Below are 16,196 nucleotides of genomic sequence, written 5' to 3'. Positions count from 1 at the left end.
TGGCGCTCCAGCCATCGCTGCGCTGTGCGGAACCTGACCGGCTCATTCGGTTCGCTGGAACCCGGCCAGTCGAAGCTTGCCGGAACGCTCGGCGCTTCCTCATGGCACCGTGTTGCCTCGCGGCAAGGAGATCAGCCCGGGAAGAACACCGGGGCGATGTTGAGTACACTGGTCATCATGACGGCGCGAACCCACAACCGGTGCACGCCGGAAGCAGTCAGTGGGGGCGGCCCGCCGCCACTATTCGTCGCGATAGACCTTCTCGCGCTTCTCGTGGCGTTCCTGCGCCTCCACCGACAGCGTCGCGATCGGGCGGGCTTCGAGCCGCTTCAGCGAGATCGGGTCACCGGTCTCTTCGCAATAGCCGTAGGTGTTGTCTTCGATGCGCTGGAGCGCCGCGTCGATCTTGGAGATCAGCTTGCGCTGACGGTCCCGGGCACGGAGTTCGATCGCGCGGTCGGTTTCCGAGGAAGCTCGGTCCGCGAGGTCGGGGTGGTTGACGTTCTCTTCCTGCAACGTCTGCAGCGTGACCTTCGATTCGCGGAGGATCTCATCCTTCCAGGCCAGCAGCTTGGCGCGGAAATAATCGCGCTGCCGCTCATTCATGAAAGGCTCTTTTTCAGTCGGCCGGTAGTTCTTCAGCTTTTCCAAAGGCAGCCATGTCCCTGTCTGGCGGAGGGAACAAAATCCCTCCGCGCGGCGCCTTATATAGCCACGTCATGTGACAGACAATATCTGCCACCGCGAAAGGCGGGCCGCCCCCAAGGCCTTGCACAGGCAAACTTATCCGCCCTGCTCGGGGGCCGTATTATCCCTGCTCCCGGCGCCTCAATAGCCGACCGTGAAGCGCTGGCGGATATGGACCGGGCGCTCGATTTCGTCGGCGAGTGCAACTGCGAAATCCTCGAACGAGATCGAGCTTTTGCCGTCCGCGGCGGTCAGCAGCTGGTCGGTCCCGAGGCGGAACTTGCCGGTCCGCTCACCCGCCACGAACAGTGCCGAGGGCGACAAAAAGCTCCAGTTCAAGTCCTTCTCCTGGCGCAGCAGGTCGAGGAACTCGGCCCCCTTGGTGGCCTCGGCCTTGTATTGGGCCGGGAAGTTCGGGGTGGTGACCAGGCGGACGCCCGGCGCCACTTCGAGGCTGCCGGCGCCGCCGACCACGAGGTAGCGGCCGACGCCGGACGCCTTGGCCGCCCCGATCAGCTTGAGCGGGTCGCTGACGGTGAAATGGACGGAACTGATCGCGGCATCGTGGCCGGCCCACAGTGCGGCCAGGGCGGCCTGGTCGTTCACATCGCCCTTCACGGCGGTGACACCAGGCAAGGTTGCGATCTTCTCCGGGTTGCGGGCGATGGCGGTGACGGCATGGCCGCGGCGGGCGAGTTCCGCGGTGAGGCGCGAGCCGGCCTGGCCCGATGCGCCGGCGATGGCGATCTTCATCTCTAGTCTCCGATTGATGGTTTCCAATGGTGACTAGATAGCGAAATGGATGTAGGTGTGAAGAAGGCACTCTTGTCTCACCTGATTACGCCGGAGTAACCCGATGAAAGCCACCAGCCTGAAGCCGGACGCCTATGCCGCCGATTGCCCGACGCGCCAGATCCTCGACCGGGTCGGCGACAAATGGGCGGTGCTGATCCTGCTGCTGCTGCGCAGCGAGCCGATGCGCTTCAACCAGCTTCGCCGCGCCATCGAGGGCATCTCGCAGAAAATGCTGTCTCAGGTGCTCAAGAGCCTCGAGCGCGACGGGCTGCTCAAACGCCGCGCCATCGCAACCGTTCCGGTCACGGTGGAGTATTCGATCACCCCGCTCGGTTCGACGCTCGCCGAAGCGGTCGATCCGCTGCGCGACTGGGCCGAACAGAATCTGAAGGAAGTGCTGGCCGCGCAGCGCCGCTACGACGCGCAGCGCAAGGCGCTGGCGGCGTGAGACGCTGAGCGCGTGAGAGGGATTAGCCGATCGAGAGGAGCCTAATATTGCCCGGCCTTGGCGAGCTCGACTTCGACGCGCAGCTCGATCTCGCCGAGCACGGCATCGAGGCCGGGGTCGCCGGAGGATTCCTTCAGGCTCGCCGCGGCGTCACGCAGCCGGTTCACGGTCGAGGAATCGAAATTGCCGGACAGCAGTCCGAGCTTGAGCGCATCGAGCACGTCGAGCGCACCCTTGCCGCGGGCCACCGAGCGCTTGCGGCGTTCGGTCGGGTCTTCGACACCCTGCAGCGCGAGCAGCGCATCGAGGCTGGCGGCGGCCTTCGGCGCGGCGGTGGAGCGGACCTCTTCCTGCGCGGTCGTCGCATCGGGCAGCGAGAAGCCGCTCGACGAGGTGCGCCGGGTCGAGCTCGTGGACGTGCCAAGCGTGGTGCCGTTCGGTCCGTAGATGCGCATCTGGTGATCCCGCAGGCCTGAATGGGCTGAGCATCGCCGTTTTATGGTTAACGACGCGTAAACGACCCGGCAATTTCTGCCGCCGCACGGCAGTTTCGCGCTCCCTGGGCAACCGGAAGAAAATGTCGCTCCGACAATTTCGATAAATATATCAACACATTGCCGGACCGAAACAGAGTGGCACGCGGCTCGCATGGTTAATGGCGGATCGCCGTCATGGGAGTGTCGCGTGATCCACGAGTTCAGTTCGAGGGGAGCATCGGGATGCCCGGCATCCGCACCGCAAGATTATTCGGAGTGGCCTGCGCCGCGCTGCTGGCGCTGGCGGCCTCCGTCATGCCGGCGGCCGCGACGTCGCGGATCAAGGATCTCGCCAATATCGAGGGCGTGCGCCAGAACCAGTTGATCGGCTACGGCCTCGTGGTCGGCCTCAACGGCACCGGCGATACGCTCAACAACATCCCCTTCACCAAACAATCGCTGCAGGCGATGCTCGAGCGCATGGGCGTCAACATCCGCGGCGCCACCATCCGCACCGGCAACGTCGCCGCCGTGATGGTGACCGGCAACCTGCCGGCCTTCGGCACCCAGGGCACGCGGATGGACGTCACCGTCTCCGCGCTCGGCGACGCCAAGAACCTGCAGGGCGGCACCCTGCTCGTCACCCCCCTGCTCGGCGCCGACGGCAATGTCTATGCGGTGGCGCAGGGATCGGTCGCGGTCGCCGGCTTCGCGGCCGAAGGCGCCGCCGCCAGCGTCGTCCGTGGCGTCCCGACTGTCGGCCGCATCGCCAACGGCGCCATCATCGAGCGCGAGATCGAGTTCGCGCTCAATCGCCTGCCCAATGTGCGGCTCGCGCTGCGCAACGCCGACTTCACCACCGCCAAGCGGATTGCCGCCGCGGTCAACGACTATCTCGGCGTCAAGACCGCCGAACCGATCGATCCCTCCACCGTGCAGCTCGCGATCCCGCCGGAGTTCAAGGGCAATGTCGTCGCCTTCCTGACCGAGATCGAGCAGTTGCAGGTCGATCCCGATCTGGCGGCGAAGATCGTGATCGACGAACGCTCCGGCATCATCGTGATGGGCCGCGACGTGCGGGTCGCCACCGTCGCGGTGGCGCAGGGCAATCTCACCGTCTCGATCTCCGAGAGCCCGCAAGTCAGCCAGCCCAATCCATTGTCGCGCGGCCGAACCGTGGTGACGCCGCGCACCAGCGTCGGCGTCAGCGAGGACGGCAAGAAATTCGCGGTGGTCCGGGACGGCGTCTCGCTGCAGCAGCTGGTCGACGGGCTGAACGGCCTCGGCATCGGCCCACGCGACCTCATCAGCATCCTGCAGGCGATCAAGGCCGCCGGCGCGATCGAAGCAGATATCGAGTTGATGTGATGGCAAGCCTGATCAACAGCACCACGGGCAGCATGCCGAACAAGGCGTTGATGCCGATGTTCAACGGCCGCCCCGATCCCGTCCTGCAGGACGCGATGAAGAAGGTCTCGCCGCAGCAGATCACCAAGGCCAAGGCGACCGCGACCGATTTCGAATCGATGTTCCTGAACTCGATGTTCTCGCAGATGACCACCGGCCTGAAGGGCGACGGCCCCTACGGCGACACGGTCGGCACCGGTGCGTGGCGGTCGATGCTGACCGACGAATATTCGAAGAACTTCGCCAAGGCCGGCGGCGTCGGCATTTCCAACGAAGTGTTCCGCTCGCTGATCCTGCAGCAGGCGAACAAGGGCTAATTCTGTTTCAAGGAGCAGCGCGATGAACCAGCGTCCACAGCAGCAGCGGCCCGCATCCGCCCCCGCCGCGCGGCCGGCGACGACGCCGCCCGACGTCGCGCGCCTCGCCAACGAACTGACCGAAGTGATGAGCGGACTGCTCGCCGTGATCGAGCGGGAAACCGAGTTCGTCCGCGCCGGCAAGATCCGCGAAGGCATGCGGCTGGAGCCGCAGAAGTCGGAGCTGTCGCGGCGCTACATGCTCGCGGTGGAGCACCTGAAGTCGATGCAGAAGATGCTGTCGCAGACCGATCCCGAACTGCTCGCGACGCTGCGCCGTCATCACGAGACGTTCCGCGCCATGCTGCAGGTCAACCTGACGGTGCTTGCGACCGCGCACGCGGTCTCCGAAGGCATCGTGCGCGGCGTCAACGCCGAGGTGCAGCGGCGCAACATCCCGAACACCTATACCGCGAGCGGACAGCGCGCCGCCCCGGGTCCGCGCAACATGACGCCGATCTCCGTCAGCCGCACGCTCTGACGCGCATACACCGACAATTTAGTTCAATTCGACGCGCCCCTCGCAGCGCGGCATTCAGCGTGTTTTCTAACAGCCTGTTGAGAGGTTCCCCGTAGAGTTGCGGATCGTGATGGGTTGGGATTTGACTCAAGCAAACTAGTGCCTGTGCACTACGAGGCTGCCATGAGTACAGATTTCAACATCAAGCCGGTGGGGGCACCGGTCGCGGCGCCGATCATCACTCCATCGAGCGATACGGCGCAGAAGGCAGTGAAGACCGAACTGCCGGCGAGCCAGAGCGTCACCGCTCCGGAGCCGAGCGTGCGCGTCACGATCGACCCCAACGCCGTCAACGCTTCGCTCTCAGCATCGGTCACCGACCAGGTCATCATCGACCGCGACGCGCGCGCCGTGGTCTATCAGGTGGTCGACAATCGCACCAATTTGGTGGTGAGGCAGTTTCCGGAAGAAGCGGTATTGCGCCGTCGCGCCTATTTCCACGCCCTCGATCTCAGCAAGGACGCGCCGACGCGGGCGCGCGCAACCGACCGCCGCGCATAACGCGATCGAGCGGCCCCTCACTTCTGTGTGGCGTAGGCCTTGTCGAGATAGGTCGAGCCGGTGGCCGGATCGGTGACGACATTGGCGATCAATGCCGTCCCCTGCTGCACCAGCGAAAACTTGGTATCGCCGATCCGGAACGCGCCGTCCTTGATCAGGACGTCCTGATACTTGTTGGTGCCGTCGCTCTGATAGTGGACCTTGGCGCGGAAGCCATCGACGTTCGACACCGAGATGTTGAACGACTTGTTGTTGGCGTATTTGCCGCTCCAGCTGCCCTCATAGAGCTTGGGATCGACCGCCACATAGGGCGTCTTCGACGGGACGGTCAGACCGGCGGCCTTGTAGTTGGCTGACAGGATGCTCAGTACGTCGGCCATGCCGTGGCCTCCCGCGCGAAACGGTCGATCAGGCGCGGCCCGCGAGGCCGGCGGCGAGATTGCAATTGATGTCGATCAGCGACTTCAGCTTCGCCGGGTCCGGATTCATCTGGATGTCGACGGTCTGCTTCATCACGAACACACCGATATTGGCGATGTTCTGTCGCACCTCGAGCGGCTGCGGATTGTCGTCGCCCTGCGCGGCACTGAGGAAGATCGACCACAGCCGGCGGTTGAACAGCAGCGCATGATCGAGCGCCTTGTCGGCACCGTTCCAGTTCGACTGGACTTCCTGCAGCTGACGAGCTGCCTTCAGGAGCGCCTGCGCCTCGATTTCGCGTGGAGACGCCGTCGTCGTTGACGTACGAGCGTAGGCCTGGGCTGCATTCGACATTAATGACCTCGATGGGATGCGGATTTCTCGAGCCGCGGAAGACGCAATTCTAGCGCCCGATATTTATGCATCCGCCGCCTTTAAATATGGTTAGCAGCCGTTACGAAATGCGTCGTTCTGACGGCACGGAAAGGTACCGTAATATCCCGGAGACAAAGGAAAACGGCGGGGTTTCCCCCGCCGTTTTGGAAGTGCTTGTCGCGCGCTTAGCGGAGCAGCTGCAGCACGCTCTGCTGGCTCTGGTTGGCGAGCGCGAGCGCGGAGACCGCGATCGACTGGCGGGTCGACAGCGCCTGGCTGTTGGCCGCTTCTTCGTTGGTGTCGGCCAGCGTCAGGTTGGACGAACCGGTCTGCAGCACGTTGATCAGGTTCTTCGAGAAGTCCTGACGGATCTGCACGATCGAGAGGTTGGAGCCCAGCGTCGAGGCTTCGCTGCGCAGCGAGGAGCTCGCCGAGCTCAGCGACGAGATCACGCTGTTCGCCGAGTTGTTGTCGAGGAAGTCAGTGCCCGCCGCCAGCGATTTCAGACCGAGGCCTGCGGCATCGAATTTGACGCCGGTGATGCTGAGCGTGGACTTGCCGGTTTCGTTGAAGGTCAGCTTGAGGCTGTCGCCGGTCAACAGGTTGATGCCGTTGAACGATGCATCCTGCGCCGTGGTCGTGATCTGCGAGATGGTGTTGTTGTACTGGGTCACCAAGGCCGCACGCGCCGACTGCGACGCCTGATCGGCGACCGGAGCCGTGCCGGCCGCGCTGAACGTCGCGGTGCCGCCGCCGGTGTTGGTGAAGGTCACCGCACCAATCGTCGAGGACGCAGCGTCGTTGGTCGTGGTGATGACGAGCTTGTTGGAGCTGTCGAGGCTCGCCGTCAGGTTGCTTGCCGACAGCGCGGTGTTGAGCTGCGCCAGCGAGCTGTTGGCGCCGAACGTGAAGCTGAACGCTGGCTGGCCGGCCGAGGCCGCGATCGCGAGAACGTCGCCGCTCTTGATCGTGGTGCCGTCGACCAGGTTGGCCGCCGTGCCGCCGAGCGCCGCGGTCGAAGTCACCTGCGACCTGGTGGTGTAGCCGGTCGGGCTCTGCAGCACCTGGTTGGCGATCGACTTCGCGGTATCGACCAGCTTCTGCAGCGAAGTGATGCCGGTGTTGGCAGCCTGCAGCACCTGCACACCGTTGCCGATGCCGTCGAGCAGGTTGTTGATGTCGCTGGCGCGGTTGTCGAGCGACTGCGCGGTGAAGAAGTTGGTCGGGTTGTCGAGCGCCGTATTGACCTTCTTGCCGGTGGCAAGGCGGTTCTGCGTGGTGGAGAGCAGATCGGCGGTGGACTGGAGGGAGAGGAGGTTCTGACGAACGGAGGAGGAGAGAATGATATCGGACATTTTCATACCTTTCTGGTGTGAAACTGAGGAAAAAACCGCGCCAATCCTTTCTGACCGGGCGGATGGGCCGATCCTGCGGTCGAGCCCGCGAAGGAAAAAGAAATCTCCGGCACGGCATTTGAGACAAATGCCGAAGAATAAAATTGTCGCCATTGGGCGAGGTTCGCCGCGAAAACTACTGACACGACTGCCGATTCCGCCCGAACGCCGGCACCTGCGGCCGCCGCTCGTTCACCAAGCATTAACCATCATGGGAAAGGATCGCTGTCGCATCGGCCCCACGCCTCAACGGCGGCTGCTAAGCAGCGCCGAACATGTTCCGCTGGCGACGACATCGCGCGATTGCCGGCAAAGGAGAACGGTCATGGCCCTGAAGGTCGAACTCAAGCCGAACGAGCGCATCATCGTCGGCAATTGCGTGATCACCAACACCGACCAGCGTGCGCGCCTCCTGATCGACGGCGACCGCATCCCGATCCTGCGCGAGAAGGACATCCTGACGCCGGAGACCGCGGACACGCCGGCGAAGCTGATCTATCTCGCGGTGCAGCTGATGTATCTGTCGCCGGACCCGATGGCGCACCACCCGACCTATTTCAGCCTGGTGCGCGACATCATTACTGCGATGCCGAGCGCCTGGCCGTTCATCGAAAGCGTCAACAACTTCATCCTCAACGGCGACCTCTATCACGCGCTGAAGGAGTCCAAGAAGTTGATCGCGCACGAGGAGAAGCTGCTGGAAACCGCGCGCGGCCAGCAGAACGCCGACCGCGACGACAGCCGCAAGAGCGCGTAGAGCGTCTTGCTTTGACGCGCTTTCTTCACGCCCTCGCCTGAACGAAAAAGGCCTCCGCGAGGAGGCCTTTTTGCTGGCTGGAGATGAGAGCGGGCAATCAGCTGATCGGCAGATATTTCAACAGCGTGGTCTGATACAGCATCGACGTGGTCTGGTACGACGCCTGCAGGCTGGTCTGCAACGCCAGGATCTTGGTCGCGACCTCGTCCTGATTGACGCCCTCGACCGAGTCCAGCATCGTCTCGGCCATGCCCTTGAGCTGGGTCTGGCGGTCGGTGGCGGCCTTGGTCGCGCTCTGGGCGCCGGCGAACTCGGCCTGCACGTCCTGGATCTGCTGCTGACCGTTCTGCGGAGCGAGGTTGCCGCTGACGCGCTGGGCGAGCGCCGTCACCTGCGCGCTGGCGTTCGGGTTGCTGGCGTTGGTGGTCACCGCCGCGTACACCGCGACGTTCTGCAGCAGATAGCGGAAGGCCTGCTCGTTGGCGCGCGCGCCATACTGCACGGTGATCGACTGGTCGACCTGCGCGAGGGCGGTGCCGCGGGCCGATCCCGGACCGTTCTCGCCGGTGTACCAGTACACGGTGTTGGCCGGGGTGCCGGCGACCAGGTTGGTCGCGGTATCGAACGGCGGCCCCCCTACCCTGAGCGGTGCCGGGGCCGCGGTGGTGTTGTTGGCGATGCCGAGCGCGCCGAGTGCGCCGGTGTTGGAGCTCGAGATCGAGAGGCTCTGGCCGTCGGCGCCGTGCAGCGTGATCGCGCCATTGCTGATGGTCGACGGGTTCTTGGTGCCGCTGATCTGGTCGATCTTCGCCATCAGCGTCTGCACGCTGTCGGTGATGTTGACCTGGTTGCCGGTGGCGCCCGAGGCCACGAACGTGATCGGGGTCCCGTTCACCGTGATGGTGTCGCCGGCCGCGAAGCTCGTCGACAGCGAGTTGGTGCCCGCCGCGCCGGAAAGCGCCGTGGCGCCGCTGATCGGCGCCGGCGGCGTGTTCTGGTTGTTGACGGCTGCGCCCGCGACGGTCGCGACCGGATTGAAGAAATTGTTGGATGCCGCGACCGCCGAGGCCGCCACCAGCGACGTGTCGCTCAAGGTCTTGATCGACGAGGTCAGCGTCGACTGCAGGTTGCCGGTCGTCGCCGCGGTGTCGGCGCCGATCAGGAACGAGCCGGCCGGCGGCGGGTTCGTCGTGGTCGCCGTGAGCTCGATCGCATCGGTGGTGCCGTCGGGCAGCGTGAAGTTGAACTTGATCTTGTCGCCGTCCTTCGGATTGACCGCGCCAAGATCGACCGAGGTCGATTTCGGCGTGCCGGCCGGCTGGGTCACGGTGGCGCCGGTCAAGGACGACTGCACCGACAACAGCTTCAGCCCGAACGGCGAGCCGTCCTCGGCAACGCTGGTCACGGTCGTGGTCGCCGGCGGCGACGAGACGCTCAGGCGCCCCATCATGCCGGCGCCCTGATCGGCCTGCTTGCGCTCATTGATGAGCTGGGTGAGGCCGGCCTGGGTTGCCGTGCCCTTGAGCATGGTGTCGGCGGACACCGTGGCGGGCGTATCCATCGCACGGCCGGAGAACAGATAGCGGTCGCCCGACTGGCTGTTCAACATCGCAACCGCGTTGGCGAAGGCCGCCTGCGCCGTGATCTGGCCCGAAGTCTGCCCGCTGTCGTTGAGCGTCAGCGTCGCCGTGGTCGCGGCGTTCTTCACCTGGGTGCCGACGTCGGACAGCCCCTGCAAAGTGAGGTTGGCGACGTTGAGGCGCGTGTTGAGATTGGTCGCGGTGTCGGAGAACGCGTTGATGCCGCTGATCTGCGCACGCAGGCTGAGCGCAAAGCCGCGATCAAGCCCCTGCCCGGCATAGGTCGTCGATACCTTGCCCGTCGCCAGCTGCGTCGTCAGGTCATTGAGCTGATTGCGCAGGTTGAGGATCGTGGTGCCGATATAGGAAGTTCTGCCGCTTACGCCGTCGATCGACATGTTACCCTCACGTGAGCTGCAGCAGCGCGTCGTACATCTGCTTGATCGACGACATCACGCGCGCGTTGGCGGAATAGGCGTTCTGGAGCGAAAGCAGATGCGCCATCTCCTCGTCCATGTTGACGCCGGAGGTCGAGTCCATCTTGGTCTGCAGCGTGTTCAGCACGACGTCCTGACCGTCGGCCAATTGCTTGGCCGCGGTCGCCGACTCGCCCTGCTGGCTGATGAACTGCTTGGCAAAGTTCAGCAGCGTGCCGGTGAACGGCGCGCCCGACGTGCCGAGGCCGGTCTTCGGCGAATAGCTGTACGACGCGTTCGACAGCTGGTTCAGGATCAGGTTGGCGCGCGTGGTGTCGCCGGCCGGGGTCTGCGGATTGGTCGAGTACACAACCATGCGCGAGGGATCGCCGACCAGGGCGGTGTTGACGCTGATGCGCGCGGCAAGGCCGGTGGTCTGCGAGCCGTTCGCGGTGATCGCCCCGGTGTAGAGCCCGCCATTGTCGGTGAACAGCGGAAGCTGCGGATCGTCCGACGTCAGCGACGAGACCGTTGACGTGACCGAGGCTGCGGTCACGTCGGCCTTGTTGACGGCGCCGTCGTCGAGCACGCGCAGCGTCGATCCGGACGGATTGGAGAATTGCAGGCCGGTTCCGCCGAGCGCGCCGTTGAGCTGCGACAGCACCGAGCTCATGCCGCCGGAGAAATCCACCCCCAGCACCTCGTCGTTCGGATCGACGGTCGCGGTGTTGCTCAGCGGCAGCACGCTCGGATCGTCGACGCGGACGATCGACAGATTGTGCGTGATGCCGGTGGTGTTGTCCTTGTAGGAGACGTGGATGGTGTTGCCGCTCTGCAGCCCCGAAAGATCGAGGTCGAAGCCGGACTGCGCGCCTGCCGTCGCCGCGGTGCCCGCCGTGGTCTTGTCCGACAGCGCGCTCGACATCGCGGCGGCGAACTGGTCGATCTGCGTCTGGGCCTGCGCCAGCGTGTTGTCGCGGAGCTCGAGATAGGCCGCGATCTTGCCCGAGCGGATCGAGTTGGTCGACACCATGTCATAGGTGCCGCCATGCGGGAAATTGATGGTGATGGTGCCGACGGTGCTCTTGGTCGGGTCGGTATTGTACTGCGTGTTGGGCGTCATCGTGCCCTGGGCATTGAAGCTGAGCGTCGCCGCTTCGGTGCCGACCAGCTGCACACCGGAATTGGTGAACACGGTCACCTGGTTCTGGCTGTTGGTGACGGTGCGGATGTCCATCAGCTGCGAAAGCTGGGTGACGTAGCGATCGCGCTGATCGAGCAGTGCCGCGGTCGAGGCGTCCTGCGTGCCGCCATTGGCCTGCAGCTGCACATTGAGGCGCGCGATCTGCTGCATCGCATTGTTGGCCGTATTGACGGAGTCGCTGATGCCGGCCTCGGCGTTGGCACGCAGCGTCTGGATCCCCTGCGAGGTCGCGTTGAGCTGCTGCGCCATGGATTGCGCGGCATTGACGACGCCGATCCGGGCCGATTGCGAGTCCGGGCTGGTCGACAGCCCCTGCAGCGCGGTCAGGAACTTGTTGTAGGCGTCCTCGATCGTGCCGGTGGAGTCGGGATTGCCGTAGACGCCCTGCAGATTGGCCAGGAAGCTCGAGCGGACGTCGGCGTAGGACGCGCCCGACGTCTCGGTGCGAAGCTGGGTCTGCAGGAATTCGTCGAGCTGGCGGTTGACGCCGGTGATGAGGACGCTCGATCCGAACTGGCCGGTGGTGCCGGTATCCTGGTTCAGCGTCTTCCTGACGTAGCCGGGCGTCTCCGCGTTGGCGACGTTCGACGACACGAGCGAGAGCGAGGCCTGCGTGGCGCGCAGGCCCGACATCGCGGTGGAAAGGGCTTGGCTCAAACCCATGCTGTGTACTCGCCTTTACTGCTTCACGCGTGCATCATGCGATCAGCGCACCACGTTCAGGAGATCCTGCACCATCGAGTTGGTCGTCGTGATCACCTTGGTGTTGGCCGAATAGGCCTGCTGGGTCACGATCAGCTTGGTGAACTCGTCGGCGATATCGGTGTTCGAGCTCTCGAGCGATGAACCGACGATGGTGCTACCGCCCTTGCCGAACAACGCGCCACCGGACTCGTCGGTCGCCTCGAACGCGCCGCCGTCGATGCGCTTGAGGAAGTTGGTGCCGTTGAAGGTCGCCACCGAGATTTCCGCGAGGTCGATGTTGCGGCCGTTGGTGTAGTTGCCGACGATGCGGCCGTTGGTGGAAACGCTGACCGACTGCAGCTGGCCGGCCGGGAAACCGTCCTGCTGGATCTGGTTGACCTGGACGTTGCCGTTGGCGTCGGCGAACTGGGTCACGCCGCCGGAGCCGAAATTGATCACGGGACTGCCGAGCGACACGCCGTTGACGACGGCGTTGTTGAGCGCCACCGAGGAGATCGCCGGCGACATCTGGCCGTTCGAGGCGAAGGTGAAGTTGATGTTGGCGTTCTGCCAGGAGACCTGCGTACCCGTTGCATTGGGATTGACCTGATAGAACAGGTTCCAGCTATCGGTATGTCCGGTGCCCAGCGAAGAGCTGTCGGTCTTGGCCCAGCGGAATTGCAGGTTCACCGGCGCACCCGAGACGTCGTAGGCCGTGACGGCGCCGCCCGAGACGGATTGGTTCAGGAAGGTCGAGTTGTCGTTGCCGACCACCTGCCCGGTGCCGACCGTGCCGCCGCCGCCGCGGGTCGCAACCGCCGAGCCGGTGAAGCCGAGCGCCGCAAGCGCCGTCGAGTTCGAGCTGGTCACGTTGAGGTCGGCGGAGGTGCCGGAATGCAGCGTGATCTTGCCGCCGCTAATGGTCGATGGCGTCGCGGTACCGGTGATCGCGTCGATCTTGGCGAGCAGCGTTCCGATGCTGTCGGTGACGTTGAGCTGGTTGCCGGTCGCGCCCGACGCCACGAAGGTGATGACGGTGCCGTTGACCGTGATCGTATCGGCCGGCACGACCGGCGGGCCGGCAGAGCCGGCGCTGAAGCTGGCATTGATAGAGTCGCTGCCCGCAGCGCCCGAAAGCAGGGTCGCGGCGGTATTGGCGACCGACGGCGTCGCCTTGTTGTTTTGCGCGGTGCCGGTGACGGAGGAATCGGTATACGGCGCGGCCGGCGTGCCGAGCACCAGCGGGTTATGTCCGGCGCTGAACGCGCCCGGGCGGATCAGCTCGGAGCCCGGAACCGAGGTGTCGTGCGCCGTGGTCAAGGGGTAGGACGCGAGGTTGGCACGATAGTCGATCTTGGTGGTCTGCTGCGCCGGCAGGAAGTCGTTCTTGAACCGCAGCGTTTGCGGCGACGAGCCGGAGGGGTTGCCGGTGGTCGGGTCGATCGGCACGCCCTCGAGATAATAGCCGGCGCCGTTGACGAGGTAGCCGTCCTTGTTGAGCTGGAAATCGCCGCGGCGGGTGTAGCGGTCGACGCCGTCGAACACCGGCGAGCCGTCGGTGAAGCCGCCGGGCTTTTGCACCGCGAAGAAGCCGTTGCCGTTGATCGCCATGAAGGTCGCGACCGACGCCGACTGCACGTCGCCCTGCACCGAGTTGGTCGAGCGCGACTGCGCCGTGACGCCGCCGGCGAGCTGCGCCGTCAGCGCGGTCTGCGGAACGAGGTCGAGGAAGGAGGTATCGATGCGCTTGAAGGCCGTGGTCTGCGAGTTGGCGATGTTGCCGGAGATGTTCTCGAGCGCGTACGACCCTGCGCGCAAGCCACCGACCGCCGTCGTAAGAGCGCCGAAGATACCCATGACATGTTCTCCAATTCGATTCCCGGCGGCTGGCAATCACAGGAACGGCCGCATCGGCGGAGCATGTCGCAAAGGTCGTGCCACGAAACGAAACGTAACAAAATCATGCGCTTGAAAAAAAGCCCCGGCCGTTTAACCGGGGCACAATTGCCGGGCAGGCAACAATTGCCGGGAATAAGACGTCAAGTCGCCGATGGCGCGGCCGGGTGAAACACCAGCGCAAAACCATCCATGCAGTAGCGCAGCCCGGTCGGCTTCGGGCCGTCGTCGAAGACGTGGCCGAGATGGCCGCCGCAGCGGCGGCAATGCACCTCGGTGCGCAGCATGCCGAAGGTGCGGTCCGACGTGGTGCCGACCGCGTTGTCCAGCGGCTTCCAGAAGCTCGGCCAGCCGGTGCCGCTCTCATACTTGGTCTCGGACGAGAACAGCGGCAGGTCGCAACCGGCGCAGGCGAAGGTGCCCTTGCGGTGCTCCTTGAGCAGCGGGCTCGATCCCGGCCGCTCGGTGCCCTCCTTGCGCAGGATCTCGTATTGCTGCGGGGTCAGCTGCGCGCGCCATTCGGCGTCGGTCTTCTCGATCTCGAATTTCTCGGCGGCCTTGTTGTCAGAGGCCTTGGCCGGCGACGCGCGCAGCCAGCGGAAGGCGGCGAAGCCGAGCAGGCTGGCGGCGGAAGCAAGCAGGATACGGCGATCGAACATCAGTCATCTCCGATGCGGACGGCCAATGCAGGCCGAACGGGTTCGTCAACAAATACGAACCCCGCCGGCGGACGTTACATCCGCCCGTCCGAGATCCGCTCACTTTCTTGCGAGGCGTGCGGATACCGCTCCTCGCCATCCCCAGCCGGCGGCGGAGCCGGCCGCACGGTGGCCGGCGGTGGGCGGCGCGGCGCCGGCCCCCGGGTTCCCGCCTTGAGATTGGCCTCGGCCAGCCGCGCCTCGCGGGCCTGCTCCCTGGCCCGGGCCCCCTCGCGGTAGCGTGCCAACACGCCGGCCACGGACGAGGAGCCCCTCGTCCACAGGCTGACGAAATGACCGGCGACCCGGCCGGTGGTGCCGCCTGCCCAGACCAGCTCGAACGGCGAAAACAGCCGCCAGCGATCGTCGCCCCACAGGATGCTGCGGGCGATCAACTGTCCGGCGAGGGCCGAGGTGCCGAGCCCCTGCCGGCCGAAGCCGCTCGCCACCCACAGGCCCCTGCGCAACTGCCCGATCTGCGGCATGCCGTGCACGGTGACGCCGACCGCGCCACCGAACGTGTCGGCGATCGGAACCTTGCCGAGCTGTGGAAACACCGTGGCGATGCGGCGCTGCACCGCGGTGCCGAGCCGCTTCGGGCGAGCGTCCCAGGTGGTTTCGGGACTGGCCCACAACAGGCGATCGCCATCGACGACGCGGAAATGGTCGATGCCGTCGCTGTCGACGACCGAGCCGGAAAAGGCGATCGTCTCCGCCAGCCGTTCCCCGAGCGGCTCGGTCAACGCCGCGTAGCGCCACACCGGCAGCAGCGTATCGGACAGGCGCTTCAGCGGCGCGCCGAGATGGATGTTGCCGGCAAGCACAATATGGTTGGCACGCAGCCGCGCCGTCGGCGTCACGATGCGCTTGCGGATGCCGGAAAAATCGATGCTGACGACCGGCGTCTCCTCGAAGATCCGCACCCCCGCCCGCATCGCCAGCGCGGCCAGCCCATGCACATATTTGCGGCCGTCGACCTGGAGCGCCTTCGGGTAATAGATGCCGTGGAAATAACGGCCGGTCCGCAGCACGCTGCGCACGCGATCGACCTGCCAGCCCTCGACCTCGGTGGCAAATTCCTCGCCCAGCGTCTGCAGGCGGCTGATCAGCGCCTCGCCGGCGTCGACGTTGGAGACTTCCAGCGCACCGTCGCTCGGGTTGATGCCCGGGATCAAATCCTCGGTGGCAGTGGCGCGGACATACTCCGCGCCCTCCTTCGACAGCGCCCACAATTCGCGGGCATCGTCGAGGCCGACGCGCTCGATCACGTCCGATATCGGCAGCCCGAAGCCCGGCATCACGGTGCCGAGATGGTGGCCGGAGGCGTTCCAGCCGATCTGGCGGCCCTCGAGCACGGCGACGCTCGCACCGAGCCGCGCCGCCTCGCGGGCTACCGTCAGGCCGGCCAGGCCGGCCCCGACCACGCAAATGTCGACGTCGAGGTCGAACGCCAGACGGTCGCGGAACGCCGAGCCCGCCGCATCGGGGCCGTCTGCCGCACTTGTGGAAGTCTCGCTCATGTCGTTTCTTACGAACCGCTGCGGCGCTTGTCACCTTGTCCAGGGCATGAGCCTGTAGAATT

17 protein-coding genes are annotated in these 16,196 nt (G+C 65.2%); 6 read left to right on the top strand and 11 right to left on the bottom strand.

The window, feature by feature from the left end; all coding sequences use genetic code 11:
- Positions 1-240 precede the first annotated feature (240 nt).
- The gene (gene dksA, locus BRSPCE3_RS20150; RefSeq protein WP_021077973.1) at positions 241-606 is read right to left on the bottom strand and encodes an RNA polymerase-binding protein DksA; all 366 of its coding nucleotides are present in this window, start codon (positions 604-606) and stop codon (positions 241-243) included.
- A gap of 222 nt (positions 607-828) precedes the next feature.
- Positions 829-1,440, bottom strand: a complete 612-nt coding sequence (locus BRSPCE3_RS20145; RefSeq protein ID WP_244067819.1) for an NAD(P)-dependent oxidoreductase — start codon at positions 1,438-1,440, stop codon at positions 829-831.
- 103 nt (positions 1,441-1,543) lie between these two features.
- Between BRSPCE3_RS20145 and BRSPCE3_RS20140 the strand changes: the two genes are divergently transcribed.
- The gene (locus tag BRSPCE3_RS20140; RefSeq protein ID WP_244067818.1) at positions 1,544-1,930 is read left to right on the top strand and encodes a helix-turn-helix domain-containing protein; all 387 of its coding nucleotides are present in this window, start codon (positions 1,544-1,546) and stop codon (positions 1,928-1,930) included.
- Positions 1,931-1,971: 41 nt separating this feature from the next.
- On the opposite strand, the gene BRSPCE3_RS20135 is transcribed toward BRSPCE3_RS20140, so the two are convergent.
- Positions 1,972-2,385: a flagellar assembly protein FliX gene (locus BRSPCE3_RS20135; RefSeq protein ID WP_028337694.1), complete on the bottom strand. Its 414-nt coding sequence runs from the start codon at positions 2,383-2,385 to the stop codon at positions 1,972-1,974.
- Positions 2,386-2,649: 264 nt separating this feature from the next.
- Here BRSPCE3_RS20135 and BRSPCE3_RS20130 point away from each other — a divergent pair, with 264 nt between their 5' ends.
- From BRSPCE3_RS20130 to BRSPCE3_RS20115, 4 genes are all read left to right on the top strand, one after another.
- Entirely contained in the window at positions 2,650-3,774 is a 1,125-nt protein-coding gene (locus BRSPCE3_RS20130) for a flagellar basal body P-ring protein FlgI (protein WP_244067817.1), read from the top strand.
- On the top strand, positions 3,774-4,130 hold the full coding sequence (gene flgJ, locus BRSPCE3_RS20125) for a flagellar assembly peptidoglycan hydrolase FlgJ (RefSeq protein ID WP_375709932.1): 357 nt from the start codon (positions 3,774-3,776) through the stop codon (positions 4,128-4,130). The genes BRSPCE3_RS20130 and flgJ overlap by 1 nt, the downstream gene beginning before the upstream one ends.
- A 22-nt stretch (positions 4,131-4,152) precedes the next feature.
- A complete protein-coding gene (locus tag BRSPCE3_RS20120; RefSeq protein WP_244067816.1) occupies positions 4,153-4,650 on the top strand; it encodes a hypothetical protein in 498 nt (165 codons plus the stop codon).
- 162 nt (positions 4,651-4,812) lie between these two features.
- A complete protein-coding gene (locus BRSPCE3_RS20115) occupies positions 4,813-5,190 on the top strand; it encodes a hypothetical protein (protein ID WP_244067815.1) in 378 nt (125 codons plus the stop codon).
- A gap of 17 nt (positions 5,191-5,207) precedes the next feature.
- On the opposite strand, the gene BRSPCE3_RS20110 is transcribed toward BRSPCE3_RS20115, so the two are convergent.
- The 3 genes from BRSPCE3_RS20110 to BRSPCE3_RS20100 form a co-directional block, all read right to left on the bottom strand.
- Positions 5,208-5,570 (bottom strand): hypothetical protein, encoded by a 363-nt coding sequence (locus BRSPCE3_RS20110; protein ID WP_244067814.1) that lies wholly within the window; start codon positions 5,568-5,570, stop codon positions 5,208-5,210.
- A 28-nt stretch (positions 5,571-5,598) separates the two neighbouring features.
- Complete coding sequence (flaF, locus tag BRSPCE3_RS20105; protein WP_244067813.1) at positions 5,599-5,964, bottom strand: flagellar biosynthesis regulator FlaF; 366 nt, start codon at positions 5,962-5,964, stop codon at positions 5,599-5,601.
- Positions 5,965-6,170: 206 nt separating this feature from the next.
- Positions 6,171-7,340 carry a flagellin gene (locus BRSPCE3_RS20100; RefSeq protein ID WP_244067812.1) on the bottom strand — a complete coding sequence of 390 codons (1,170 nt, stop codon included), beginning with the start codon at positions 7,338-7,340 and terminating at the stop codon, positions 6,171-6,173.
- Between the two features lie 364 nt (positions 7,341-7,704).
- On the opposite strand from BRSPCE3_RS20100, the gene flbT reads away from it, so the two are divergent.
- Positions 7,705-8,136 carry a flagellar biosynthesis repressor FlbT gene (gene flbT / locus BRSPCE3_RS20095; protein WP_244067811.1) on the top strand — a complete coding sequence of 144 codons (432 nt, stop codon included), beginning with the start codon at positions 7,705-7,707 and terminating at the stop codon, positions 8,134-8,136.
- A gap of 97 nt (positions 8,137-8,233) precedes the next feature.
- Here flbT and BRSPCE3_RS20090 read toward each other — a convergent pair whose 3' ends face one another.
- From BRSPCE3_RS20090 to BRSPCE3_RS20070, 5 genes are all read right to left on the bottom strand, one after another.
- Positions 8,234-10,114, bottom strand: coding sequence for a flagellar protein (locus tag BRSPCE3_RS20090; RefSeq protein WP_244067810.1), 1,881 nt, complete (start codon positions 10,112-10,114; stop codon positions 8,234-8,236).
- Positions 10,115-10,121: 7 nt separating this feature from the next.
- Positions 10,122-11,999 (bottom strand): flagellar hook-associated protein FlgK, encoded by a 1,878-nt coding sequence (flgK, locus tag BRSPCE3_RS20085; RefSeq protein WP_244067809.1) that lies wholly within the window; start codon positions 11,997-11,999, stop codon positions 10,122-10,124.
- Positions 12,000-12,041: 42 nt separating this feature from the next.
- Positions 12,042-13,877, bottom strand: a complete 1,836-nt coding sequence (locus BRSPCE3_RS20080) for a flagellar hook-basal body complex protein (protein WP_244067808.1) — start codon at positions 13,875-13,877, stop codon at positions 12,042-12,044.
- 182 nt (positions 13,878-14,059) lie between these two features.
- On the bottom strand, positions 14,060-14,575 hold the full coding sequence (gene msrB, locus BRSPCE3_RS20075) for a peptide-methionine (R)-S-oxide reductase MsrB (RefSeq protein ID WP_244067807.1): 516 nt from the start codon (positions 14,573-14,575) through the stop codon (positions 14,060-14,062).
- 74 nt (positions 14,576-14,649) lie between these two features.
- On the bottom strand, positions 14,650-16,134 hold the full coding sequence (locus tag BRSPCE3_RS20070) for an FAD-binding oxidoreductase (protein WP_244067806.1): 1,485 nt from the start codon (positions 16,132-16,134) through the stop codon (positions 14,650-14,652).
- Between the last annotated feature and the right edge of the window lie 62 nt (positions 16,135-16,196).

Origin of the sequence: Bradyrhizobium sp. Ce-3, from assembly GCF_022835695.1 — a bacterium.
Classification (GTDB): Bacteria; Pseudomonadota; Alphaproteobacteria; order Rhizobiales; family Xanthobacteraceae; genus Bradyrhizobium.
The sequence above is the reverse complement of the archived record's forward strand: the minus strand, read 5'-3'. Positions and strand labels throughout refer to the sequence as shown.

Coding starts and splice junctions, on each gene's coding strand:
- dksA (WP_021077973.1), bottom strand. CDS start 606: ATGAATGAGCGGCAGCGCGATTATTTCCGCGCCAAGCTGCTGGCCTGG.
- BRSPCE3_RS20145 (WP_244067819.1), bottom strand. CDS start 1,440: ATGAAGATCGCCATCGCCGGCGCATCGGGCCAGGCCGGCTCGCGCCTC.
- BRSPCE3_RS20140 (WP_244067818.1), top strand. CDS start 1,544: ATGAAAGCCACCAGCCTGAAGCCGGACGCCTATGCCGCCGATTGCCCG.
- BRSPCE3_RS20135 (WP_028337694.1), bottom strand. CDS start 2,385: ATGCGCATCTACGGACCGAACGGCACCACGCTTGGCACGTCCACGAGC.
- BRSPCE3_RS20130 (WP_244067817.1), top strand. CDS start 2,650: ATGCCCGGCATCCGCACCGCAAGATTATTCGGAGTGGCCTGCGCCGCG.
- flgJ (WP_375709932.1), top strand. CDS start 3,774: ATGGCAAGCCTGATCAACAGCACCACGGGCAGCATGCCGAACAAGGCG.
- BRSPCE3_RS20120 (WP_244067816.1), top strand. CDS start 4,153: ATGAACCAGCGTCCACAGCAGCAGCGGCCCGCATCCGCCCCCGCCGCG.
- BRSPCE3_RS20115 (WP_244067815.1), top strand. CDS start 4,813: ATGAGTACAGATTTCAACATCAAGCCGGTGGGGGCACCGGTCGCGGCG.
- BRSPCE3_RS20110 (WP_244067814.1), bottom strand. CDS start 5,570: ATGGCCGACGTACTGAGCATCCTGTCAGCCAACTACAAGGCCGCCGGT.
- flaF (WP_244067813.1), bottom strand. CDS start 5,964: ATGTCGAATGCAGCCCAGGCCTACGCTCGTACGTCAACGACGACGGCG.
- BRSPCE3_RS20100 (WP_244067812.1), bottom strand. CDS start 7,340: ATGTCCGATATCATTCTCTCCTCCTCCGTTCGTCAGAACCTCCTCTCC.
- flbT (WP_244067811.1), top strand. CDS start 7,705: ATGGCCCTGAAGGTCGAACTCAAGCCGAACGAGCGCATCATCGTCGGC.
- BRSPCE3_RS20090 (WP_244067810.1), bottom strand. CDS start 10,114: ATGTCGATCGACGGCGTAAGCGGCAGAACTTCCTATATCGGCACCACG.
- flgK (WP_244067809.1), bottom strand. CDS start 11,999: ATGGGTTTGAGCCAAGCCCTTTCCACCGCGATGTCGGGCCTGCGCGCC.
- BRSPCE3_RS20080 (WP_244067808.1), bottom strand. CDS start 13,877: ATGGGTATCTTCGGCGCTCTTACGACGGCGGTCGGTGGCTTGCGCGCA.
- msrB (WP_244067807.1), bottom strand. CDS start 14,575: ATGTTCGATCGCCGTATCCTGCTTGCTTCCGCCGCCAGCCTGCTCGGC.
- BRSPCE3_RS20070 (WP_244067806.1), bottom strand. CDS start 16,134: ATGAGCGAGACTTCCACAAGTGCGGCAGACGGCCCCGATGCGGCGGGC.